Raw genomic sequence first — 17,314 nt, 5'->3', positions numbered from 1 at the left:
CGAACAACATTGCCGAAAGGAGTAACTCGCACCAAGAACATCACGCCTGCGGTAGGCTAGACCGCAAACCCTCAACCCTAAGTGTAGTCAAATTTCCTGTAACCCTAGTAGCCCAATCCCGTCAGAACAATCAGTGAAATAGAACATTTATGATTCAGACAATTGCATTCAAGAGTGACCATACATAAATAGGAGGAAAATAATGGCAGCTGAAGTTTTAACTGGTGTACGAGCCCATGCTGTTATAGCACGGTTAGCATCCGAAAATCCTGTGCAGGCAGATGTTATAAATGAACTTGGTAATCGTATTCTGGATTTATCAGATGTTGGAGTGCGCGATACCATTCCAACCTATGATGCATCATTTGTAGGTCGCGTGAATTTCGCTACATTCATAACACCGAATTATCAAGGGCGATGGAATAGAATCCTTATCGATAGTTCCGCCCTGGTGGTGCAAGTGAAGCATGTAAATGCACGACAATTTCCTTGGATAGAGCCAGATCCTAGACCTTTTGCTTTAGATAAAGATTTCTACTTTATGCGTGTCGGAAATACGCGAGATATTGACAGAGCGATGCGAGTAATACGAGCGTCGTATGAGGCGCAAGGATAAAATTAGGGGAATGGTTACTCTCATTAAATACCATTCCCTTATTTTTTTGTAGCGCGCCACCGCAATGCCTGCGGCCAGTAACTCACCGACACGGCGACCGCAAGCACGGTTATGATGCCGGCGACGATGTAGGTGTCGCGGAATGCCATTACGAATGCCTGCGATGCGTCCGGCGTCGTGGCTTCGTACATGGCGAGCCTGCCGTCGAACATGCCGCCCAGCAGCGCAACGCTGGCAACAATGCCCATGCTCATGGATAATGATATGAGCGCGCCGCCGGTGCCTAGCCTGTCTCTCGGCATAGCGCCCATGATTAGAGTGGCGTTAGTCGCCTGAAATACCCCCATTCCGATGCCGCCTACCGCCATTCGTATCGCCACATCGTTCAAGCTCGAATCGGTCGTGAGAGCGCTGAACCAGAACAGAATGCCGGCTGTCAGGATCAGCGCGGCCGTTGTGATATAAGCGGTGGGCATTCTGTCCGACAGCCAGCCGCCTATGGGCGCGGCGACGCCTGCGAATGCGGTGGCGAGCATCAATAGGAATCCCATTGCCTTTGCGTCCGCCTTGAGCACATCGGAGACGTAGAACGGCAAGATGAACAGGTTCAGGAATATCGTCATGAACAGCAGGAACGCCGCTATGATAACCGGCAGCAGCAGCCGATTGGTCAGCATTTTCGGGTCGAGTACCGGATTCTGAACGCCGCGCTCTAATCTCAGCAATACGGTGAGCGTTACCGCCGCGCCGATGCCCAAAGCCAGCGTAAGCGGAGAGAGCCAGCCGATTCTGCCGCCGAACTGCAGGAACATCACGAGGCACGCCAGCCCAAGCATCGCGAGCAGTCCGCCGCGCAGGTCGAATTGCGGTCGTTCGCCCGATTTGCGCTCCGATAGTATGAGGAGCGCGAGCGCGAGCGTAAGCAGCGTGAGCGGCACGCGCGCGAGGAATATGGAGCGCCAGCCGAATGCTTCCACTAGCGCGCCGCCGCCCAGCGTTGCCGTAATCATGCCCAGCGTGGAAATCGCGGACATCAGCCCGAGCGCTCTGCCGCGCTGCTCCGACGGGAATATGGCGGTGATGATTGCCGGCGCCGACGCCACCATCAGCGAGTTGCCGACCGCTTGCATCACGCGCAGCCCGAGCACGGTGGACAGGTTTGGCGCCAGCCCGATGAGCAGCACCGCCAGCGCGTATGCCGCCAGCCCGATTATGTAGAATCGCCGCAGCCCGTAAGCGTCCGCCGCGCTGCCCAGACCGAGCTGTAGGCTAACACTGCCCCCCACATACAACACGATAACCCACTGCACAGTGCGCAAGTCGGTGGCGAGGTTGGATGTGATGTCCGGCAGCGCGACATTGACGGCAAGGTCCAGCGAAGCCAGGTACATCCCCAGCGCCGCCGCTACTAGACCAAGCCACTTGTTAGTTGCCTTTACTGAGGTTGTTTCCGTAGCTATGTCCTAATCCGGGGGATGGCTGTGCCACCGATTGCCCTTTGTCTTGATGAACTGCGCCAGCATTTCACGCGGCTCACTGATTTCCATGTCAACGATATCAACGCCGTGTTGGAGCATCATGTCGCGCCCTTCGTTGGCTGTTCTACCCTCCGCAACAACTACTTTCGTTATTCCGAACTGCAAGACCGCGCCCGCGCACATATAACACGGCATCAGCGTGGAGTAGAGCGTCAGGTCGGTGTAGTCGTAAATGGCCTCGCCCGCATTGTACAAGCAGTTAATCTCGCCGTGCATTATGGGAGCGCCTTCCTGCACACGGCGGTTGCGCCCCGTTGCGATGAGCTTGCCGTTACTCACGAGAGCGGCGCCTATGGGAACGCCGCCTTCCTCAAACCCACGCCTCGCCTCTTCAAGCGCAGCCCTCATGAATTCGTCCATTGTGATTCTGCTCTCCTGTTTGAAGAATGTTACCAGCCGATGGCGTAGCAGGCGCGGCGCGGGTCTCCGCCGGCGCTCAGGACGCCCGTGTTCGAGTCGCGCGTGGTTACGGTTGCGCCCATGCCGCAGGTCGCCGCTTGCACAAGATCGCCGTGTCCTAGCGCGCGCAGTGCATCCCAGTTCCCCGCCGGGTAGCCTTCTTCGAGCGACACGCGGTTCGGGTAATACACATGCGGGTAGAACGAATCCGGCACGCTCTCGGTGGCGAAGCGCGGCGCTTCCACCGCTTCCTGCGCGTTCATGCCGAACAGCAGCGTGTTCAGCATCAGCTGCACATTCGCCTGTGCCTGATGGTCGCCGCCCGGGCAGCCGACGGTCATGACGGGAGTTCCGTCCTTGGAGACGATGTAGTTGATGAGCGTGGTGCGCGGGCGCTTGCCCGGTTCCAGCCTATTCGGATGCCCGTCGATGAAGTTGAACATCTCGATGCGCGTGCTGATTGCGGCGCCCTGCTCGGGGAAGAACACGCCCTTGCTGAACGAACCGCCGCTCGGCGTGGCGCAGACCAAGTTGCCGTCACGGTCGATGCAGGCGATATGCGTCGTGCCACTGCTGTTGCCCGACTCGCCGACTGCCGCGCCGACGGGCATTTCGACCGTGCCGTTGGCGGGCTTGGTAACGGCGCTGTATGCCCATGGGTTGCCCGGCGCGGGCAGTTCGAGGCAGGCGCGCGACGGGTCAATCTGCTGCGCGCGCTCAGCGGCGTATTCCTTGGAAATTAGGCCGTCTATCGGAACGGTGGCGTAGTTGGGATCGCCATAGTACGCTTCGCGATCCGCGAACGCCAGCTTGCACGCCTCTAGGACGGTGTGCGTGTATGTGGGCGAGTTGTGTCCCATGCCACGCAGGTCGAAGTTTTCGAGAATGTTCAGGATTTGCAGCGCCATTATGCCCTGCGTCCAAGTGGAATGGCTGCTTATCTCGTGCCCTTGGAATGTGCCCTTGATCGGCTCGCCGTACTCCGGTTCGTAGTTCGCTAGGTCGTCCGCGTCGAGAATGCCGCCCACCTGCCGCGAGTAGTCGGCGATGCTCTTGGCGATGTCGCCCTTGTAGAAGGCGTCGTTGCCTGCGCGGATGCCGTCGATGCGGTTGCCGGTGGACGCGTTCTCCGCGGCGACCATGCGCTTCAGCATATCGGCGAGGTTCTTCTGCACCAGCAGCGAACCCGGCTCCGGCACATTGCCATTGTCGAAGAAAATGTTCGTGCCGCCCGGCGGGAACAGCTCGAACTGCTGCCGCGTCCCCGGGCTGTCGAGGCGCTGCAGCATATATTCATAGTTGGGGAAGCCAAACTCGGCGTGGTGAATCGCGGGAGAAAGCACTTCGCCAAGTGTCTTCGTGCCGTAGCGTTCCAGCATGGATGTGAGCGCCGCGATGATGCCGGGTGTGGTGAAGGACATCGGCGCGTCCGCGCCCGGTCCGGTCGGTATCTCATCGAAGCCGCGCGACTTGTAGAAGTCCACGCTCGCCTTGCCGGGCGCGGTGCCCTGACCGCTGAGGGAGAGCAGGTCGCCGCTGCGCGAGTCGTATATCATAAAGACGCCTTCCGCGAGCAGCGAATAGTTGGCGAGCGGCTCGGTTACACCCGCCGCGAAAGTCGCCGCGACCACCGCATCGAACGCATTGCCGCCGTTGAGCAGCATTCGCATGCCCGCCATAGAGGTGAGGTAATGCCCGCTGGAAATGACGCCCTGCGTACCATACACCACGGGCCTGCCGGTAGGCGGGCGCACCATGTCGCCCTTATCTATGCTGATGTGATTGTCGGATGTAGGCATTTTTGTCCTCTCGCTCTGCTGCTAATCGTGTCGCCTGACTTCTGGCGTTCATGTTCCATTAGACACGCGCGTATGTCAAACTGGCATTGACGATATTGACAGCCCCTTACCCTTGATGGGCGAGGACTGTAAATCAACCCTTATGAACAGGATCGACGAGACGGTGCAGTTCGGAGATACTGAGTGCTGGACGCTCACCGTTGGCGACGGGCAACATGTGTTCCATGTCCATCAGACGATGTTTCAGATATTGGCGATAAATAGCGACCCCCGCCGCCTGGGGAAGCAGGCTGGGAGGATTCGGTGTGAGTGAATGCGGACGGCGAAGTCGTTATCGCAGCCCGCTTCGATACTTATCCGGCTGAGGATATTCCGTACTTGTTCCACTGTCACATTCTCGACCATGAGGACCTGGACATGATGGGGCAGTATAGAATCGTTAGGTGATTCAATTTACGGCTCTGGATTCCCGTTCCCCGATCGGGATCGAGGACATGCCTCACGGGAATGACGCAAATATGCGCGGCCTACCTCTGCCGCAGCTTCTCCACCGAGAAATCGTCGCCGTTCACCCAGTCCCGGTACTCTTCTTCGCGCTGCAGCACTTCGTTCGCGGCTGCGACGACATCGCGCGCTATTTCGTTCGGGATGGTTACTACGCCGTTCGCGTCAGCGTGGATGAGGTCGCCCGGGTTGACCAGCACTCCGCTGATTAGCACCGGCACTTGCGCCTCTAGGAAGCCAAAATTGCCGTGTGCCGGCACCATGCCGGGCGAGAAGTAGTGGAAGCCCATATCGCGCACCGTGTCCACATCGCGCACGCCGCCATCCGTTACCAGCCCGATGGCGCCCAGCCGCATGGATACTGTCGCAAGCCCATCCCCGAAGTGGCAGCCGTGCCGCGGCTTGGAGCTGACATCTTTCAGCGCCAGCACGACGGGCTTGGGCGATGCGTCGATCGCCTCAAACATCTGAAAGCGCGCCTCGCGGTCATGGACTCTGCCATGTGTAGTGGTGTCGAGCGTGGCGGTTACGGCGTACCCGACCATCACTCCCATCTCCGGGAACATGCAGCGAATGTCCCAGCCCATAAACCCGTCCGTATTGCTGCGAATGTCGAAGTGCTCAATCGCGTTGGCGATGGTCGCGGTGTCTATCCGGCGTAGGGCGTTCAGCTCGTCGGCGTTTAGCGGTTCGTACATGGTAAAATCTCCATTGAAGTAAATGAGTCTGTCGGATAGTCAGTTTATCAGTTTCGCGTGCGAATTGCCGTCAATGTCAGCAAACCGCGCAAGACCATTTAGATTATACTTGTGCCCCATCATCCCTGCGAAATTGGGCCTGCGAAAGCGCGACTGACGCGGGAAAGGACGGGACTGCCGAAACGATAGCCGACATACCGACCGACTGGAAATCCAACTGAAAATGCTGATCGACTAACGAGCTATAAAGAAAGGAAAACTGGAATATGGCTGTCAACAAGGTGCTTATGACGGGGGCGACCGGGTACATCGCCAATCAACTGCTGCCCACATTCCGCGAGAGCTACGAGATGGTGCTCGTGGATGTTAAGGACGAGAACCCGCGCGGCGAGAAGGTGGAGGGCGTGCAAATCGCCAATCTGATAGACACCGACCGCAGCAAGTACGCGGGCTTGTTCGAGGGCGTGGACGCGGTGGTGCATTTGGGCTACAAGCGCAGGCAGGGCGAGCCGCTCGACCACTTCTTCGACGAGAATGAGAATGTGCAGATGGCGTACAACGTGCTGCGAAGCGCGTATGACGCCGGCGTGCCTCGCCTCGCCATCGCCAGCTCGAACCATGCCGCAGACTGGTACGAGCACAATCTCATCCACACGCGCAAGATGGAATCGCTCGACCCATACAAGCTGCCTCTGTCGGACAATTTCTACGGCTGGGCGAAGGCAACTTATGAGCACTTGGGGTTCTTGTTCGCCTGCGGACTCGGCGGCTTCGGCGACGACTCGGGCAGGCAGCAGCACACGGGTGGCACATCGTTCCTTCGCAAGACGGGCGTGGTGATGGTGCGCATCGGCGCGCCGCGCGAGCTTGACCCCGCGATATACGTGGACGACCCGGACAACTACAAGCGCGACCTCGGCGCATATATCAGCCCGCGCGACATCACGCAGCTGTTTCAGAAGGCGATAGAGACGCCGAACATCGACAACGAACACGGTGTGCCGTGGCAGGTAGTCTATGGCATCAGCAACAACACGCGGGCGTTCTGGTCGCTGAGCAACGCTCGCGAAGTTCTGGGATACGCGCCGGAGGACGATTCGGAGGTGAAGTTTGCCGAGGATGTTCGGAGGCTGCTGATTGACGGGGGTGCCGGCGGAGGTCGGGTAGGGTAGGGTAGGGATGCGTTGCCCACTACCTGATGAGGCGAATGAAGCCTTCGTTCTCAAAGTCGCGGTCATGCGTGAGGACTTCGGTGATGTCCAATTCGCGCATGACCGTCATTGAAATGCAGTCGGTGAGGCTGTAACGCTTGTCGGGTCGGCTGGCGTAGAGTTGGAGACCGCTTGTGAAGAGTTCCAAGGTCTGCGGCACGAGCGTAATGGTGTCGTCCGCGAATATGTTGCGCACTTGTGACACCGCTCTTAGGCGAGTATCTGGGTTGCCCCTGGACACTGCTGCAAGAAATTCACTCAGAACATCGTAAGTAGTTACGAATCGCACTGCATCACTGAGCGTTCTGGCGGCTTGCATCGACAACTCATACCACTGGTCATCTTTAGATGATATAGCGATAAAGTACTGTGAGTCGATGAATATCACTCGAGCAGGCATATCTACTGCGATTTCTTGGGCAAGCCGTAGAGGTAGTGGTCTATATTCTCGGAATAGTCGGACGGGAACTTCTTGCGCTCTTCTTCCGGCATTTCCTCCGCCATCCTGACAAATCCTTTGATCCATTCAGGTACGGCAGGGTCTGCTAGAAGTTCGGCGGCAGCGTTTGACATTTCCGGTGCAGCTTCGTTTATCGGCATATACCCGTTCTCGCTTAATTCCGTATCTTGCGTTTGAGTTACATCTTCCATGACTCCGCTCCTTTTGCAAAGCGTTTGTGCGTCTGACAGAATAGCGATCCATTTATAACACGCATCAATGCTAACTAACGAATGATGCTTGGTCAAGGAGATCAGATATAAATGAAAAGTGGTTTGCTCTCTACTCTCCGCGACCGCACCACTGGCACCGCAGACTTCCGAAAGGCGTCGGATGAGCTGGCGCGATTGCTGTGCGCGGAGACGCTGGAGGGGCTGGGCGACGAGGCTGCGCGCGGGCTGATGCTCGTGCCTGTGCTGCGTGCGGGTCTGGCGTTGCTGCCGGCGTTCACGCGTGCGTTGCCGGATGCGCCGGTCGCGTTCATCGGCATCGCGCGGGATGAAGATACGGCTCAGCCGGATTTGTATTACACGCGATTTCCCGAGGTGATGCCGACAAGAGCTCTCATCATAGATCCGATGCTTGCTACTGCCGGAACGGCATGCCTCGTTACCGAACTACTGATGCGCGAGGGCTATGCACCTGACGCCATGCACTTCGTCGGTGTTCTGGCATCGCGCGAGGGCATGGAGCGGCTTGCCGGCGTGATTCCGCGCGGAAACATCAGCGTGGTCGCGGTTGACCCGGAGCTGGACGCGCGGAATTTCATCGTGCCGGGGATTGGCGACTATGGAGACAGATATTTTGGGACATAGTGGAAATTGATATGGATGGACGGGGGCAGGGCATTTCAGTTGTCACCCTGAACGAAGTGAAGGGTCTAAAATCGCTGTGTGGAAACAAGCTTGTCCGTAGTCAACGCGTTTAGATTTCTCGCTTCGCTCGAAATGACATGAGCTATGAGTAATCGAAATGACATGTGCTATGAGTAATCGAAATGACATGTGCTATGAGTAATCGAAATGACATGTGCTATGAATAATCGAAATGACATGAATAATCGAAGGACCCTATGGACGGGATGGGAAGGGTAGAAACTCCGATGCGCTGCTGTGATAGAATGGCGGCGTGAATAGAAATGCTGAACTGAAACATGGAGGAAGATTGATGAGACCCAACAAGCTGAGGCAGAAACTAGACGCAGGCGAACCCACGCTGAGCACGCACATCCTTTCCGCTTGGCCCTCTGTCGTGGAGGCTATCGGACACACGGGCATCTACGACTATGTGGAATTCGTCGCGGAGTACGGCTCGTTCGACCTGCACGACCTCGACAACCTGTGCCGCGCCGCCGAGTTGCACGGCATGGGTTCGATGATTAAGGTTGACCAGAGCCATCAGGGATTCCTGGCGCAGCGCGGCGTGGGCGCAGGCTTCACCAGCGTGCTGTTCACGGACTGCCGCAGCGCCGCCGACGTGCGCGACTGCATCCGCGAGGCAAAGCCGGACACGCCGGGCATTGATGGCTTGTACGGCGTCGCCACGCGCCGTAATACATACATGGGCTATGGCGGATCCGCCGAGTATGTCGAATCGCTGAACGATGTGGTCATGGCGGTGATGATTGAAAAGAAGGGCGCCGTGGACGAACTGGAGGAGATTCTGGAGATTCCGGAACTCGACATGGTGCAGTGGGGCGGCTCGGACTTCTCCATGAGCATCGGCGTTCCCGGCCAGCGCAATCACCCGGATGTCCTCGCCGCGCACGACAAGACCTTCAAAACCGCTATCAACATGGGCGTTGCGCCGCGCGCCGAGATTCAGTCGCCGGACGAGGCGAAGAAATACCTCGACATGGGCGTGCGCCACTTCTCCATAGGCACGGACCTGGCGATACTCTACGGCTGGTGGAAGAGCAACGGCGAAGCGCTGCTGCGCGCGATGCAGGGCGAATAGTTAGCCTGTCGCAATCAGTCGGAGGGCGCTGCGATATGGCATCGATCAGCAACAGCCGATAGGTGAACGGATGGCTAGGGTTGAAGCCCTGCAAGAGACGCAGGGCAAGCAACTCGATAGGTTGGAGAATAAGATTGACGGCTTGCAGAAGCAGGTCTGGATAGGCGCGGGCGTTGTTATAGGCGCAGTCGCGGTCATACAGATTGCCATAGCCTTGCTGACCTAAAAGTGAGACGCTTTCATAAGCACTTTTCCGAGTCATTGTTAATTATGACATTGTTTCTAAAGGTGGATTTTTGGTGTGTTAGCGACTAAAATGACATGAAGTGTCGGGGCGTAGCGCAGTCGGGAGCGCGCCACGTTCGGGACGTGGAGGTCGCTGGTTCAAGTCCAGTCGCCCCGACCACTAAAATATATGTGATCGGTGCATTCCCGAAAAGGGAATACGCAATGCAGCAAGGTTTGGAAGCTCGGGTTGCCAGATTGGAAGGCGAAGTATCGCATATCGTCAGGCGACTGGACAATCTCGAACACTGGATGCGCGTGCTAATCGGACTGCAAGTTACTGCGATACTAGCGAATATCGCCGGTTTGATAGCGATAATCCAGCTGCTGACATAATTGCTGTTCACTGACCCTAGTAGGAATTCCGACCATTCCAATACAGCAACTCGCTAATCATTCACCAATGTGATGAAACATGGCGTTATTTATTGACAATGGCACTTGAACTTTGCTAATCTCATTCGCACCAAACAGGCGCACTGAACAAGATGATACGATAATCCGAAACGCAAAGATGGGGAGTAGTACGGGAGGCACCGGCAACAGAGAGTCGGCGGCGCTGCGAGCCGATGCCACAGGACCTTCCGGAACTCGCCCCTGAGCGCCCAGCCCGAACGACGGCACTTTCGCCGCCTACTAGGGTTGGTCGGTTGGCAACCGTTATCAGCCGTTAAGAGGTCTCCTGCCAATGGCGTTCACATTGGGCGTCCAAGAAACATCTGTTGGATACTAGGGGGCAAATTGGGTGGTACCGCGAGATTTCTAATCCCGTCCCTTTTGTGGGCGGGATTTTTTGTTGAAAGTTGAAAGTCGCAAGCACAGAGCGAGAGATGGACTTGGAGGTGTTGGATATATGAAGATGAATGGCGGGCAGATGGTCTGCGAGAGCCTCATTCGTGAAGGCGTGGATGTGATATTCGGGCTTCCCGGCGGGGCGATACTTCCCCTCTACCAAACATTGCCGGAGTTTCCGCAGCTGCGCCATATTCTGGTGCGCCACGAGCAGGGCGCGGCGCATGCCGCCGATGGCTACGCGCGTGTTACCGGACGCCCCGGCGTCGCGTGGGCGACGTCCGGTCCCGGCGCGACGAACCTAGTTACGGGCATCGCAACCGCACAGATGGACTCCGTGCCGATGGTCGTCATCACCGGACAGGTCGGCAGGGCTGCCATCGGCTCCGACGCCTTCCAAGAGTGTGACACCACTGGCATCACGCTGCCCATAACCAAGCACAACTACCTCGTGATGAGCGCCGCGGAGATTCCCGGCGTCATCAAAGAGGCGTTCTACATCGCCAATACCGGCAGGCCCGGTCCCGTACTGGTTGACATCCCCAAGGATGTGTTCACGGAAGTCGCGGAGTTCGAGTATCCGGAGCAGATCGACCTGCCGGGCTATAGTCCCACGCTGAAGCCGCACTCCGGACAGGTGCGCCGCGCCGCGCGGCTTATCGAAGAGGCGGAGCGCCCGGTGATATTGGCCGGACACGGCGTCATCCTGTCGCGCGCATACGACGAGCTGCTCGAACTTGCGGAGAAGGCGCAGATACCCGTTATCACCACACTGCTCGGCGTCAGCAGCTTTCCGACAGGGCATGTGTTATCCGCCGGCTGGCCCGGTATGCACGGCATGGCGTACGCCAGTCTCGCCATTGAAGAAGCAGACCTGCTCATTGCGCTCGGCATGCGCTTCGATGACAGAATCACGGGCGATACGAACACCTTTGCCGTCAATTCCAAGAAGATTCATGTGGACATTGACCCGTCCGAAATCGGCAAGAACATCGCCGTTGATGTGCCGATAGTTGGCGACATCAAGCTCGTATTGCAAGCACTGAACAAGCGCGTCAAGCCGCTATTGCACGGCGACTGGATTTCGCGCATAGACGAACTGCGGAGCGAACACCCTCTGCTGGGCGCGGACTCGTCCGACAGCCTTGAAATGCGCTATGTCGTGCAGGCGATAGACGATGCGACCAACGGCAACGCGGTCATCGTAACGGGCGTGGGGCAGCACCAGATGTGGGCGGCTCAGTACTACTCGTTCAAGCAGCCTAACTCGCTGGTATCGTCCTGTGGCTCCGGCGCGATGGGCTACGAAGTGCCGGGCGCGATGGGCGCGCAGGTCGGCGCGGAAGACCGCGTGGTATGGTCGGTCGCCGGAGACGGCGGCTTCCAGATGACGATGGTAGAACTCGCCACCCTCGTCGAAAACAGGATCCCGGTCAAGTTCGCCATAATGAACAACAACGCGCTCGGTATGGTGCGCCAGTGGCAGGACTTCTTCTACGAGCACGACCATGTGGCAACCGTGTACACCGGCAACCCGGACTTCGTGCGGCTGGCGCAGGCGTTCGGCATGCTCGGCATCCGCGTTACCGATAAAAGCCAAGTACACTCCGCGATAGAGCGCGCGATGCTGCACCCGGGTCCTGTCATAGTGGACTTCATAATCGAAAACGACGACAACGTGTATCCGATGATACCGGCCGGTATGTCGGTACAGCAATTGATAGAGGAGCCGTCGCCGGTGCCTCTGGGGGTGAGTTAATGACTGCGTTGGCAGAGCAGAACAGACACACGATTACGGCGCTGGTGCAGGATAAGCCGGGCGTGCTAAACCGCGTGGCGAGCATGTTCAGGCGGCGCGGGTTCAACATCTTCAGCCTTGCCGTCGGCAACAGCGAAGTGCCAAACATGTCGCGCATGACCTTCGTCGTCGATGGCGACAGTCGCACCGTAGAGCAGGTTACTAAGCACCTGCACAAGCTGATTGATGTCATCAAGGTTACGGATATATCCGACGACAACGCCGTAACACGCGAACTAGCGCTGATACGCGTGCTCACGAATTCGCAGTCCCGCAGCGATGTAATGCAGATTGTGGACCTTTTCCGCGCGCATATCATCGATGTCGCCGTGGACAGCCTGATAATCGAAGTCGTTGGCGACGAAGAAAAAGTGGACGCGCTGCAAAGCCTGCTAGAACCCTATGGCGTTACAGAGGTTATGCGCACCGGCATCGTGGCGATGACGCGCGGCGCGAACCCGCAGCTGAACGCGGCGCGCAGCAGAAACGGCAGCAGCGCAAGGCAGGCATTCAGCGAAACGGGAAGCGTGTAGAGTAAGTTGTCAGTTGTCAGTGTTCAGTTGTCAGTTTGAAGGCAGAAGGCCGAGATGTGCAGGATTTTAAGAATCTGGAAGTTTGGAAGAAGAGCCATTCTCTGACCCTGGACATTTACAGAATCACAAGCAGATTTCCAAAGAGCGAACTCTATGGACTGACAGGTCAGACTAGAAGGTCTGCCGCTTCCATTCCTGCGAACATCGCCGAAGGCTGCGGCAGATATGGGAACGCCGAGCTAACCCGCTTTCTCCGCATTTCCATGGGTTCTGCCAGCGAACTTGAGTATCATATCCTCTTGGCGCATGACCTTAACTATATGCCCACTGAAGACTACAACAGCATTTCCCGACGACTCACGGAGATTAAGCGAATGCTTACTGGACTATCCAAAAGAACCAGCCGCACTTAACAACGAAAACTGATTACTGAAAACTGAAATACTAACTTGAAAGGACGAATACTCAATGGCAGCAAAGATGTACTACGAAGCGGACGCCGACATGTCGCTAGTCGATGGCAAGACGTTCGGAATTATCGGCTACGGCAGCCAGGGACACGCGCATGCGCTCAACCTGCACGACAACGGGCTGGACGTGATGGTCGGCTTGTACGAAGGCAGCAGCAGCATCGCGAAGGCGGAGGCGGACGGGCTGAAGGTCGGCATGGTCGCGGAAGTCGCAGAGCAATCGGACATCATCATGATGCTGATACCCGACCACCTGCAGTCGCAGGTCTATCGAGATTCCATCAGGCAGCACATGCTGCCGGGCAAGACGCTGATGTTCGCGCACGGCTTCAACATCCACTACGAGACAATCACCGCGCCCGAGGGCGTCGATGTCTCGATGGTCGCTCCGAAAGCTCCGGGCCATCGCATGCGCGAAGTCTTCACGAAGGGATCCGGCGTTCCCGGTCTGCTGGCGGTGCATCAGGACGCGACCGGCAACGCGCATGCCATAGGATTGGCGTATGCGCGCGGCGTTGGCTGCACGCGCGCCGGTGTTCTCGACACAACCTTCAAGGAAGAGACCGAGACCGACTTGTTCGGCGAGCAGGCGGTGCTATGTGGCGGCGTTACCGCGCTCGTCAAGGCGGCGTATGAGACGCTCGTCGAAGCAGGCTACCAACCCGAATCAGCGTACTTCGAGTGCATGCACGAGCTGAAGCTCATCGTTGACTTGCTGTATCAGGGTGGCATGGGCTATATGCGCTATTCGGTCAGCGACACGGCAGAGTTTGGCGACTACACACGCGGGCCCGTCGTCGTTGACGAGAGCGTGAAGGCGAATATGCAAGAAGTGCTGGCACGCATACAGGACGGCAGCTTCGCGCGCGAATGGATCGCCGAAAACGACGAAGGTCGTCCGACCTTCTACCGCATGCGAGACGAGAACGCGGCGCATCCCATCGAGGAAGTGGGCAAGGAACTGCGAGACATGATGCCGTTCCTGCAGGACGTGGATTAGGGCTTTAGCAAAACTGTGAGTAAGGAATTGAACATACGGGCAGTTCTATTCGACGCCGACGGCGTATTGCAGCAAGAAGTGGAGGGCGGACGCGAGAAACTCGCTTGTCTCGATGGGTCGGCGACTCCGAATGAGGCTTTTCTTCAGGACTTCTTCAGAGCCGAAATGCCCTGTATGAGAGGCGACGCCGACATGGCTGACACGATTGCCGAAGTTCTAAAGAAATGGGACTCGCCCTTCAGCGTCGCACATGCCATTGAGACGCACACGAAGATAGTTACGATGAACCCTGAATCCATCGAAGTAGTTCGTGCGTTGAGAAAGTCAGGAGTCGGCGCCTATCTTGCGACTAACCAGCATGAGTATCGAGCGCAATATATGTCAGAAGTCTTCGGCTATGCGGACCTCTTCGACGGCGAGTTTTACTCGTGCAGGGTGGGCGCTATGAAGCCGGACCCCGATTACTTTCACGCGATATTGAAGTCTTTGCCGTACCGGCCGGAGCAACTTCTGTTCATCGACGACAGGGACAGGAATGTTGCTGCGGCGCGGAGCGTGGGGATTCATGGCGTTGAGTATGAGTTGGGAGAGGGTGTGGAGGCGTTGCGCGATGTGCTGCGAAGGTATGGAATATGGTCTTGAAGTATGCTCAATAGGGATTATATAGGGAGAGGGTAAATGCCTGTTGGAGATTCGGACAAAGTCCGGAATTATGGGACACAATTGGTTGAAGAAGTCCGTCGTGAAGGTAGAACGCGCATAACCCTCCGTGCGGGTGATATTCACAGTGCGCTACGCTTAACAATGGCTCATGGCACTGTTTGCCAGGCTCTTGGCGGTGTCAAATTTCACAAACAGGCTGGTGTGAAACTAGTTGGAGTAGATGATAGTAAAGCTCCTTCTCGCGCGGGTGCAAATGTGTACTTTGAGTTTGAGATATTGCCTACTGCGGGCAATACCAAACCATTGAGCCGCGACGAATTGTTGTCCAGATTAGGTTACTCTGCCTTGAATTCCTCCCCTGAAGTTGAACGTCAGACGGAAAGGAACATTAACCAAGACATACGCGAGCATATATTTGAACTTTCGCCAAGCGAGTTCCAAGAGTTAATCCGCGAATACCTGAAAGCAAAAGGCTTCGCAGACGCCGAGATGGAAATCGTCATAAGGATGAAGATTTAGAAAGAGGAAATCGCCACTGTGGTGGAAAGCGATACACTCATAAAGTTGGTGATTGTGTTCACCATGCTTTTGCCGCCTTTGCCTTTTCTGGTTTATAACCATTACTTGAACGACATAAAACTAGAGGGACGTTCAGGCGAAGCTCTTAGAGATGCGATTTTCTTCAGACGGGCTAGATGGGTCGTGTACTTCTTCATAGCCATTATGTGGATATTGACTCTTACGATTGTAGTCATAGCGTAGCAGGGAGATAAACAACATGAACCGCACGGAGGCATCCTTCGCAGTTCGCCGCAATGACCGGGTTTTGGCAATGCTCGGTCAGGCGGACTGCGTTGTCCTTGGGTAGTTATCAGTCATCAGTTGACAGTTTTCAGTCTGTGGACTGCCCGATATGCTAATCATTGACGACTGAAAACTGATAACTGACTACTAATCACTGATAACTGACTACTGAAAACTCACAGGAGAAACAAATGTCAGACGACAAAGTAATCATTTTCGATACGACGCTGCGAGACGGCGAGCAATCGGCGGGCATCGGACTGACCACGCCGGAGAAGCTGGAAATCGCGCGGCAGCTGGACAGGCTGGGCGTGGATGTTATCGAGGCGGGCTTCGCCGCGAGTTCGCCCGGCGACTTCGAGGCTGTGCAAACCATTGCCCGCGAAGTGCGCCGTCCCGTCATCGCGTCTCTGGCGCGCTGCGTGCTGCCCGATGTGGACGCCGCATGGGAGGCAATCAAGGACGCCGAGCGGCCGCGCATCCATGTGTTCATTTCCAGCTCCGATGTGCAGATTATGAACCAGCTGCGCAAGAACCCGGAAGAAGTCATGGATATGGCGATTGCTTCCGTAGAGCGCGCCAAGAGCTACTGCGACGATGTAGAGTTCTCGCCGATGGACGCCACACGCACCGACATCGAATATCTGTATAAGATGCTGGAAGGCGCAATCGCCGCCGGCGCGAACACCATCAACATCCCCGACACCGTCGGCTATGTGATGCCATGGGAGTTCCGCGAGCGCATCCGCCTCATCAAGGAAAATGTGCCGAACATCAACGAAGCGACGCTGAGCGTCCACTGCCACAACGACCTGGGGCAGGCGGTCGGCAACAGCCTAGCCGCCGTAGCGGAAGGCGCGCGGCAGGTCGAAGGCTGCATCAACGGGCTGGGCGAACGCGCCGGCAACGCTGCGCTCGAAGAGGTCATAATGGCGCTGGAAACGCGCAAAGACCTGTACGGCGTGGACACTAACATCAATACGCGCCAGATTTTCCGCACGAGCCGTCTGGTCAGCGACATCACCGGGTTCACAGTGCAGCCGAACAAGGCGGTTGTGGGCGCCAATGCCTTCCGCCACGCTTCGGGCATACACCAAGACGGCGTGCTGAAAGAGCGCACGACCTTCGAGATTATGGATCCGCAGACCATCGGCTGGCCGAGCAACGAGCTGGTGCTGGGCAAGCTGAGCGGCAGAGCAGGGCTGCGCTCGCGCCTCGACGAACTGGGCTATCACCTGGATCAGGAAGGCCTGAACGAAGCTTTTGAGGCGTTCAAGAGCCTCGCCGATCGCAAGCCCGAAGTTACGGACGCGGACCTGGTCGCGCTGATGTCCAGCCAGCGCCGCATCGCTGACATTCCCGCCGTGTACGCACTGGAGCATATTCAGGTAACCTGCGGCAACCACGATGTGCCTACCGCGACGGTTACGCTCGTTGATAGCGATGACAACGCTACCACGGACGCCGCCACGGGCACAGGTCCCGTAGATGCCGTGTATAAGGCGATCAACCGGATTATCGATGTGCCGAACAGGTTGACCGAATATCGCGTGGACGCCGTAACCGAGGGCATAGACGCGCTCGGCGATGTAACGATCCGCATCGAGAAGGATGAGCACGCCTACGTCGGGCGCGGCTCCGACACGGACATCATAGTGGCAAGCGCCAAGGCATACATGAACGCCCTGAACCGCCTAATCGCCACCGAAGAAATGCGCCCCACGGAGGAAGTCCCGATTTCGTAACCTG

18 protein-coding genes, 1 tRNA gene and 1 other annotated feature are annotated in these 17,314 nt (G+C 57.0%); of the genes, 14 read left to right on the top strand and 5 right to left on the bottom strand.

Annotated elements, in window-relative coordinates; genetic code table 11:
• Positions 1-202: 202 nt before the first annotated feature.
• Positions 203-616, top strand: coding sequence for a hypothetical protein (locus F4X57_14565; protein MYC08368.1), 414 nt, complete (start codon positions 203-205; stop codon positions 614-616).
• A gap of 38 nt (positions 617-654) precedes the next feature.
• On the opposite strand, the gene F4X57_14560 is transcribed toward F4X57_14565, so the two are convergent.
• The 3 genes from F4X57_14560 to F4X57_14550 form a co-directional block, all read right to left on the bottom strand.
• Entirely contained in the window at positions 655-2,007 is a 1,353-nt protein-coding gene (locus F4X57_14560; GenBank protein ID MYC08367.1) for an MFS transporter, read from the bottom strand.
• Between the two features lie 72 nt (positions 2,008-2,079).
• Positions 2,080-2,514 (bottom strand): nucleoside deaminase, encoded by a 435-nt coding sequence (locus F4X57_14555; protein ID MYC08366.1) that lies wholly within the window; start codon positions 2,512-2,514, stop codon positions 2,080-2,082.
• Between the two features lie 29 nt (positions 2,515-2,543).
• Positions 2,544-4,352: a gamma-glutamyltransferase family protein gene (locus tag F4X57_14550; GenBank protein ID MYC08365.1), complete on the bottom strand. Its 1,809-nt coding sequence runs from the start codon at positions 4,350-4,352 to the stop codon at positions 2,544-2,546.
• Between the two features lie 112 nt (positions 4,353-4,464).
• Here F4X57_14550 and F4X57_14545 point away from each other — a divergent pair, with 112 nt between their 5' ends.
• Complete coding sequence (locus tag F4X57_14545; protein MYC08364.1) at positions 4,465-4,665, top strand: multicopper oxidase domain-containing protein; 201 nt, start codon at positions 4,465-4,467, stop codon at positions 4,663-4,665.
• Positions 4,662-4,799, top strand: a complete 138-nt coding sequence (locus tag F4X57_14540; GenBank protein MYC08363.1) for a multicopper oxidase domain-containing protein — start codon at positions 4,662-4,664, stop codon at positions 4,797-4,799. The genes F4X57_14545 and F4X57_14540 overlap by 4 nt, the downstream gene beginning before the upstream one ends.
• An 80-nt stretch (positions 4,800-4,879) precedes the next feature.
• On the opposite strand, the gene F4X57_14535 is transcribed toward F4X57_14540, so the two are convergent.
• Positions 4,880-5,554 (bottom strand): RraA family protein, encoded by a 675-nt coding sequence (locus tag F4X57_14535; protein ID MYC08362.1) that lies wholly within the window; start codon positions 5,552-5,554, stop codon positions 4,880-4,882.
• Between the two features lie 266 nt (positions 5,555-5,820).
• On the opposite strand from F4X57_14535, the gene F4X57_14530 reads away from it, so the two are divergent.
• On the top strand, positions 5,821-6,726 hold the full coding sequence (locus F4X57_14530) for an NAD(P)-dependent oxidoreductase (GenBank protein ID MYC08361.1): 906 nt from the start codon (positions 5,821-5,823) through the stop codon (positions 6,724-6,726).
• Positions 6,727-6,745: 19 nt separating this feature from the next.
• Here F4X57_14530 and F4X57_14525 read toward each other — a convergent pair whose 3' ends face one another.
• Entirely contained in the window at positions 6,746-7,291 is a 546-nt protein-coding gene (locus F4X57_14525; protein ID MYC08360.1) for a type II toxin-antitoxin system VapC family toxin, read from the bottom strand.
• 236 nt (positions 7,292-7,527) lie between these two features.
• Between F4X57_14525 and F4X57_14520 the strand changes: the two genes are divergently transcribed.
• From F4X57_14520 to F4X57_14475, 10 genes are all read left to right on the top strand, one after another.
• Positions 7,528-8,079, top strand: coding sequence for a uracil phosphoribosyltransferase (locus F4X57_14520; GenBank protein ID MYC08359.1), 552 nt, complete (start codon positions 7,528-7,530; stop codon positions 8,077-8,079).
• A gap of 352 nt (positions 8,080-8,431) precedes the next feature.
• On the top strand, positions 8,432-9,220 hold the full coding sequence (locus tag F4X57_14515; GenBank protein MYC08358.1) for a 2,4-dihydroxyhept-2-ene-1,7-dioic acid aldolase: 789 nt from the start codon (positions 8,432-8,434) through the stop codon (positions 9,218-9,220).
• Positions 9,221-9,550: 330 nt separating this feature from the next.
• Positions 9,551-9,626: transfer RNA gene (locus F4X57_14510), tRNA-Pro, on the top strand.
• A gap of 381 nt (positions 9,627-10,007) precedes the next feature.
• Positions 10,008-10,284, top strand: a binding site (T-box leader).
• Positions 10,285-10,358: 74 nt separating this feature from the next.
• A complete protein-coding gene (gene ilvB / locus F4X57_14505) occupies positions 10,359-12,056 on the top strand; it encodes a biosynthetic-type acetolactate synthase large subunit (protein ID MYC08357.1) in 1,698 nt (565 codons plus the stop codon).
• The gene (gene ilvN / locus F4X57_14500; protein ID MYC08356.1) at positions 12,056-12,628 is read left to right on the top strand and encodes an acetolactate synthase small subunit; all 573 of its coding nucleotides are present in this window, start codon (positions 12,056-12,058) and stop codon (positions 12,626-12,628) included. Before ilvB ends, ilvN begins: the two co-directional genes overlap by 1 nt.
• A 56-nt stretch (positions 12,629-12,684) precedes the next feature.
• Positions 12,685-13,041, top strand: a complete 357-nt coding sequence (locus F4X57_14495) for a four helix bundle protein (protein MYC08355.1) — start codon at positions 12,685-12,687, stop codon at positions 13,039-13,041.
• Positions 13,042-13,096: 55 nt separating this feature from the next.
• A complete protein-coding gene (gene ilvC / locus F4X57_14490; GenBank protein ID MYC08354.1) occupies positions 13,097-14,098 on the top strand; it encodes a ketol-acid reductoisomerase in 1,002 nt (333 codons plus the stop codon).
• 27 nt (positions 14,099-14,125) lie between these two features.
• Complete coding sequence (locus F4X57_14485) at positions 14,126-14,740, top strand: HAD-IA family hydrolase (GenBank protein ID MYC08353.1); 615 nt, start codon at positions 14,126-14,128, stop codon at positions 14,738-14,740.
• Positions 14,741-14,776: 36 nt separating this feature from the next.
• Complete coding sequence (locus tag F4X57_14480) at positions 14,777-15,280, top strand: hypothetical protein (GenBank protein ID MYC08352.1); 504 nt, start codon at positions 14,777-14,779, stop codon at positions 15,278-15,280.
• A gap of 476 nt (positions 15,281-15,756) precedes the next feature.
• On the top strand, positions 15,757-17,310 hold the full coding sequence (locus F4X57_14475) for a 2-isopropylmalate synthase (protein MYC08351.1): 1,554 nt from the start codon (positions 15,757-15,759) through the stop codon (positions 17,308-17,310).
• Positions 17,311-17,314 lie beyond the last annotated feature (4 nt).

Source organism: Chloroflexota bacterium (genome assembly GCA_009840355.1).
Lineage (GTDB): Bacteria > Chloroflexota > Dehalococcoidia > Lucifugimonadales > JADFKI01 > Bin90.
The sequence above is the reverse complement of the archived record's forward strand: the minus strand, read 5'-3'. Positions and strand labels throughout refer to the sequence as shown.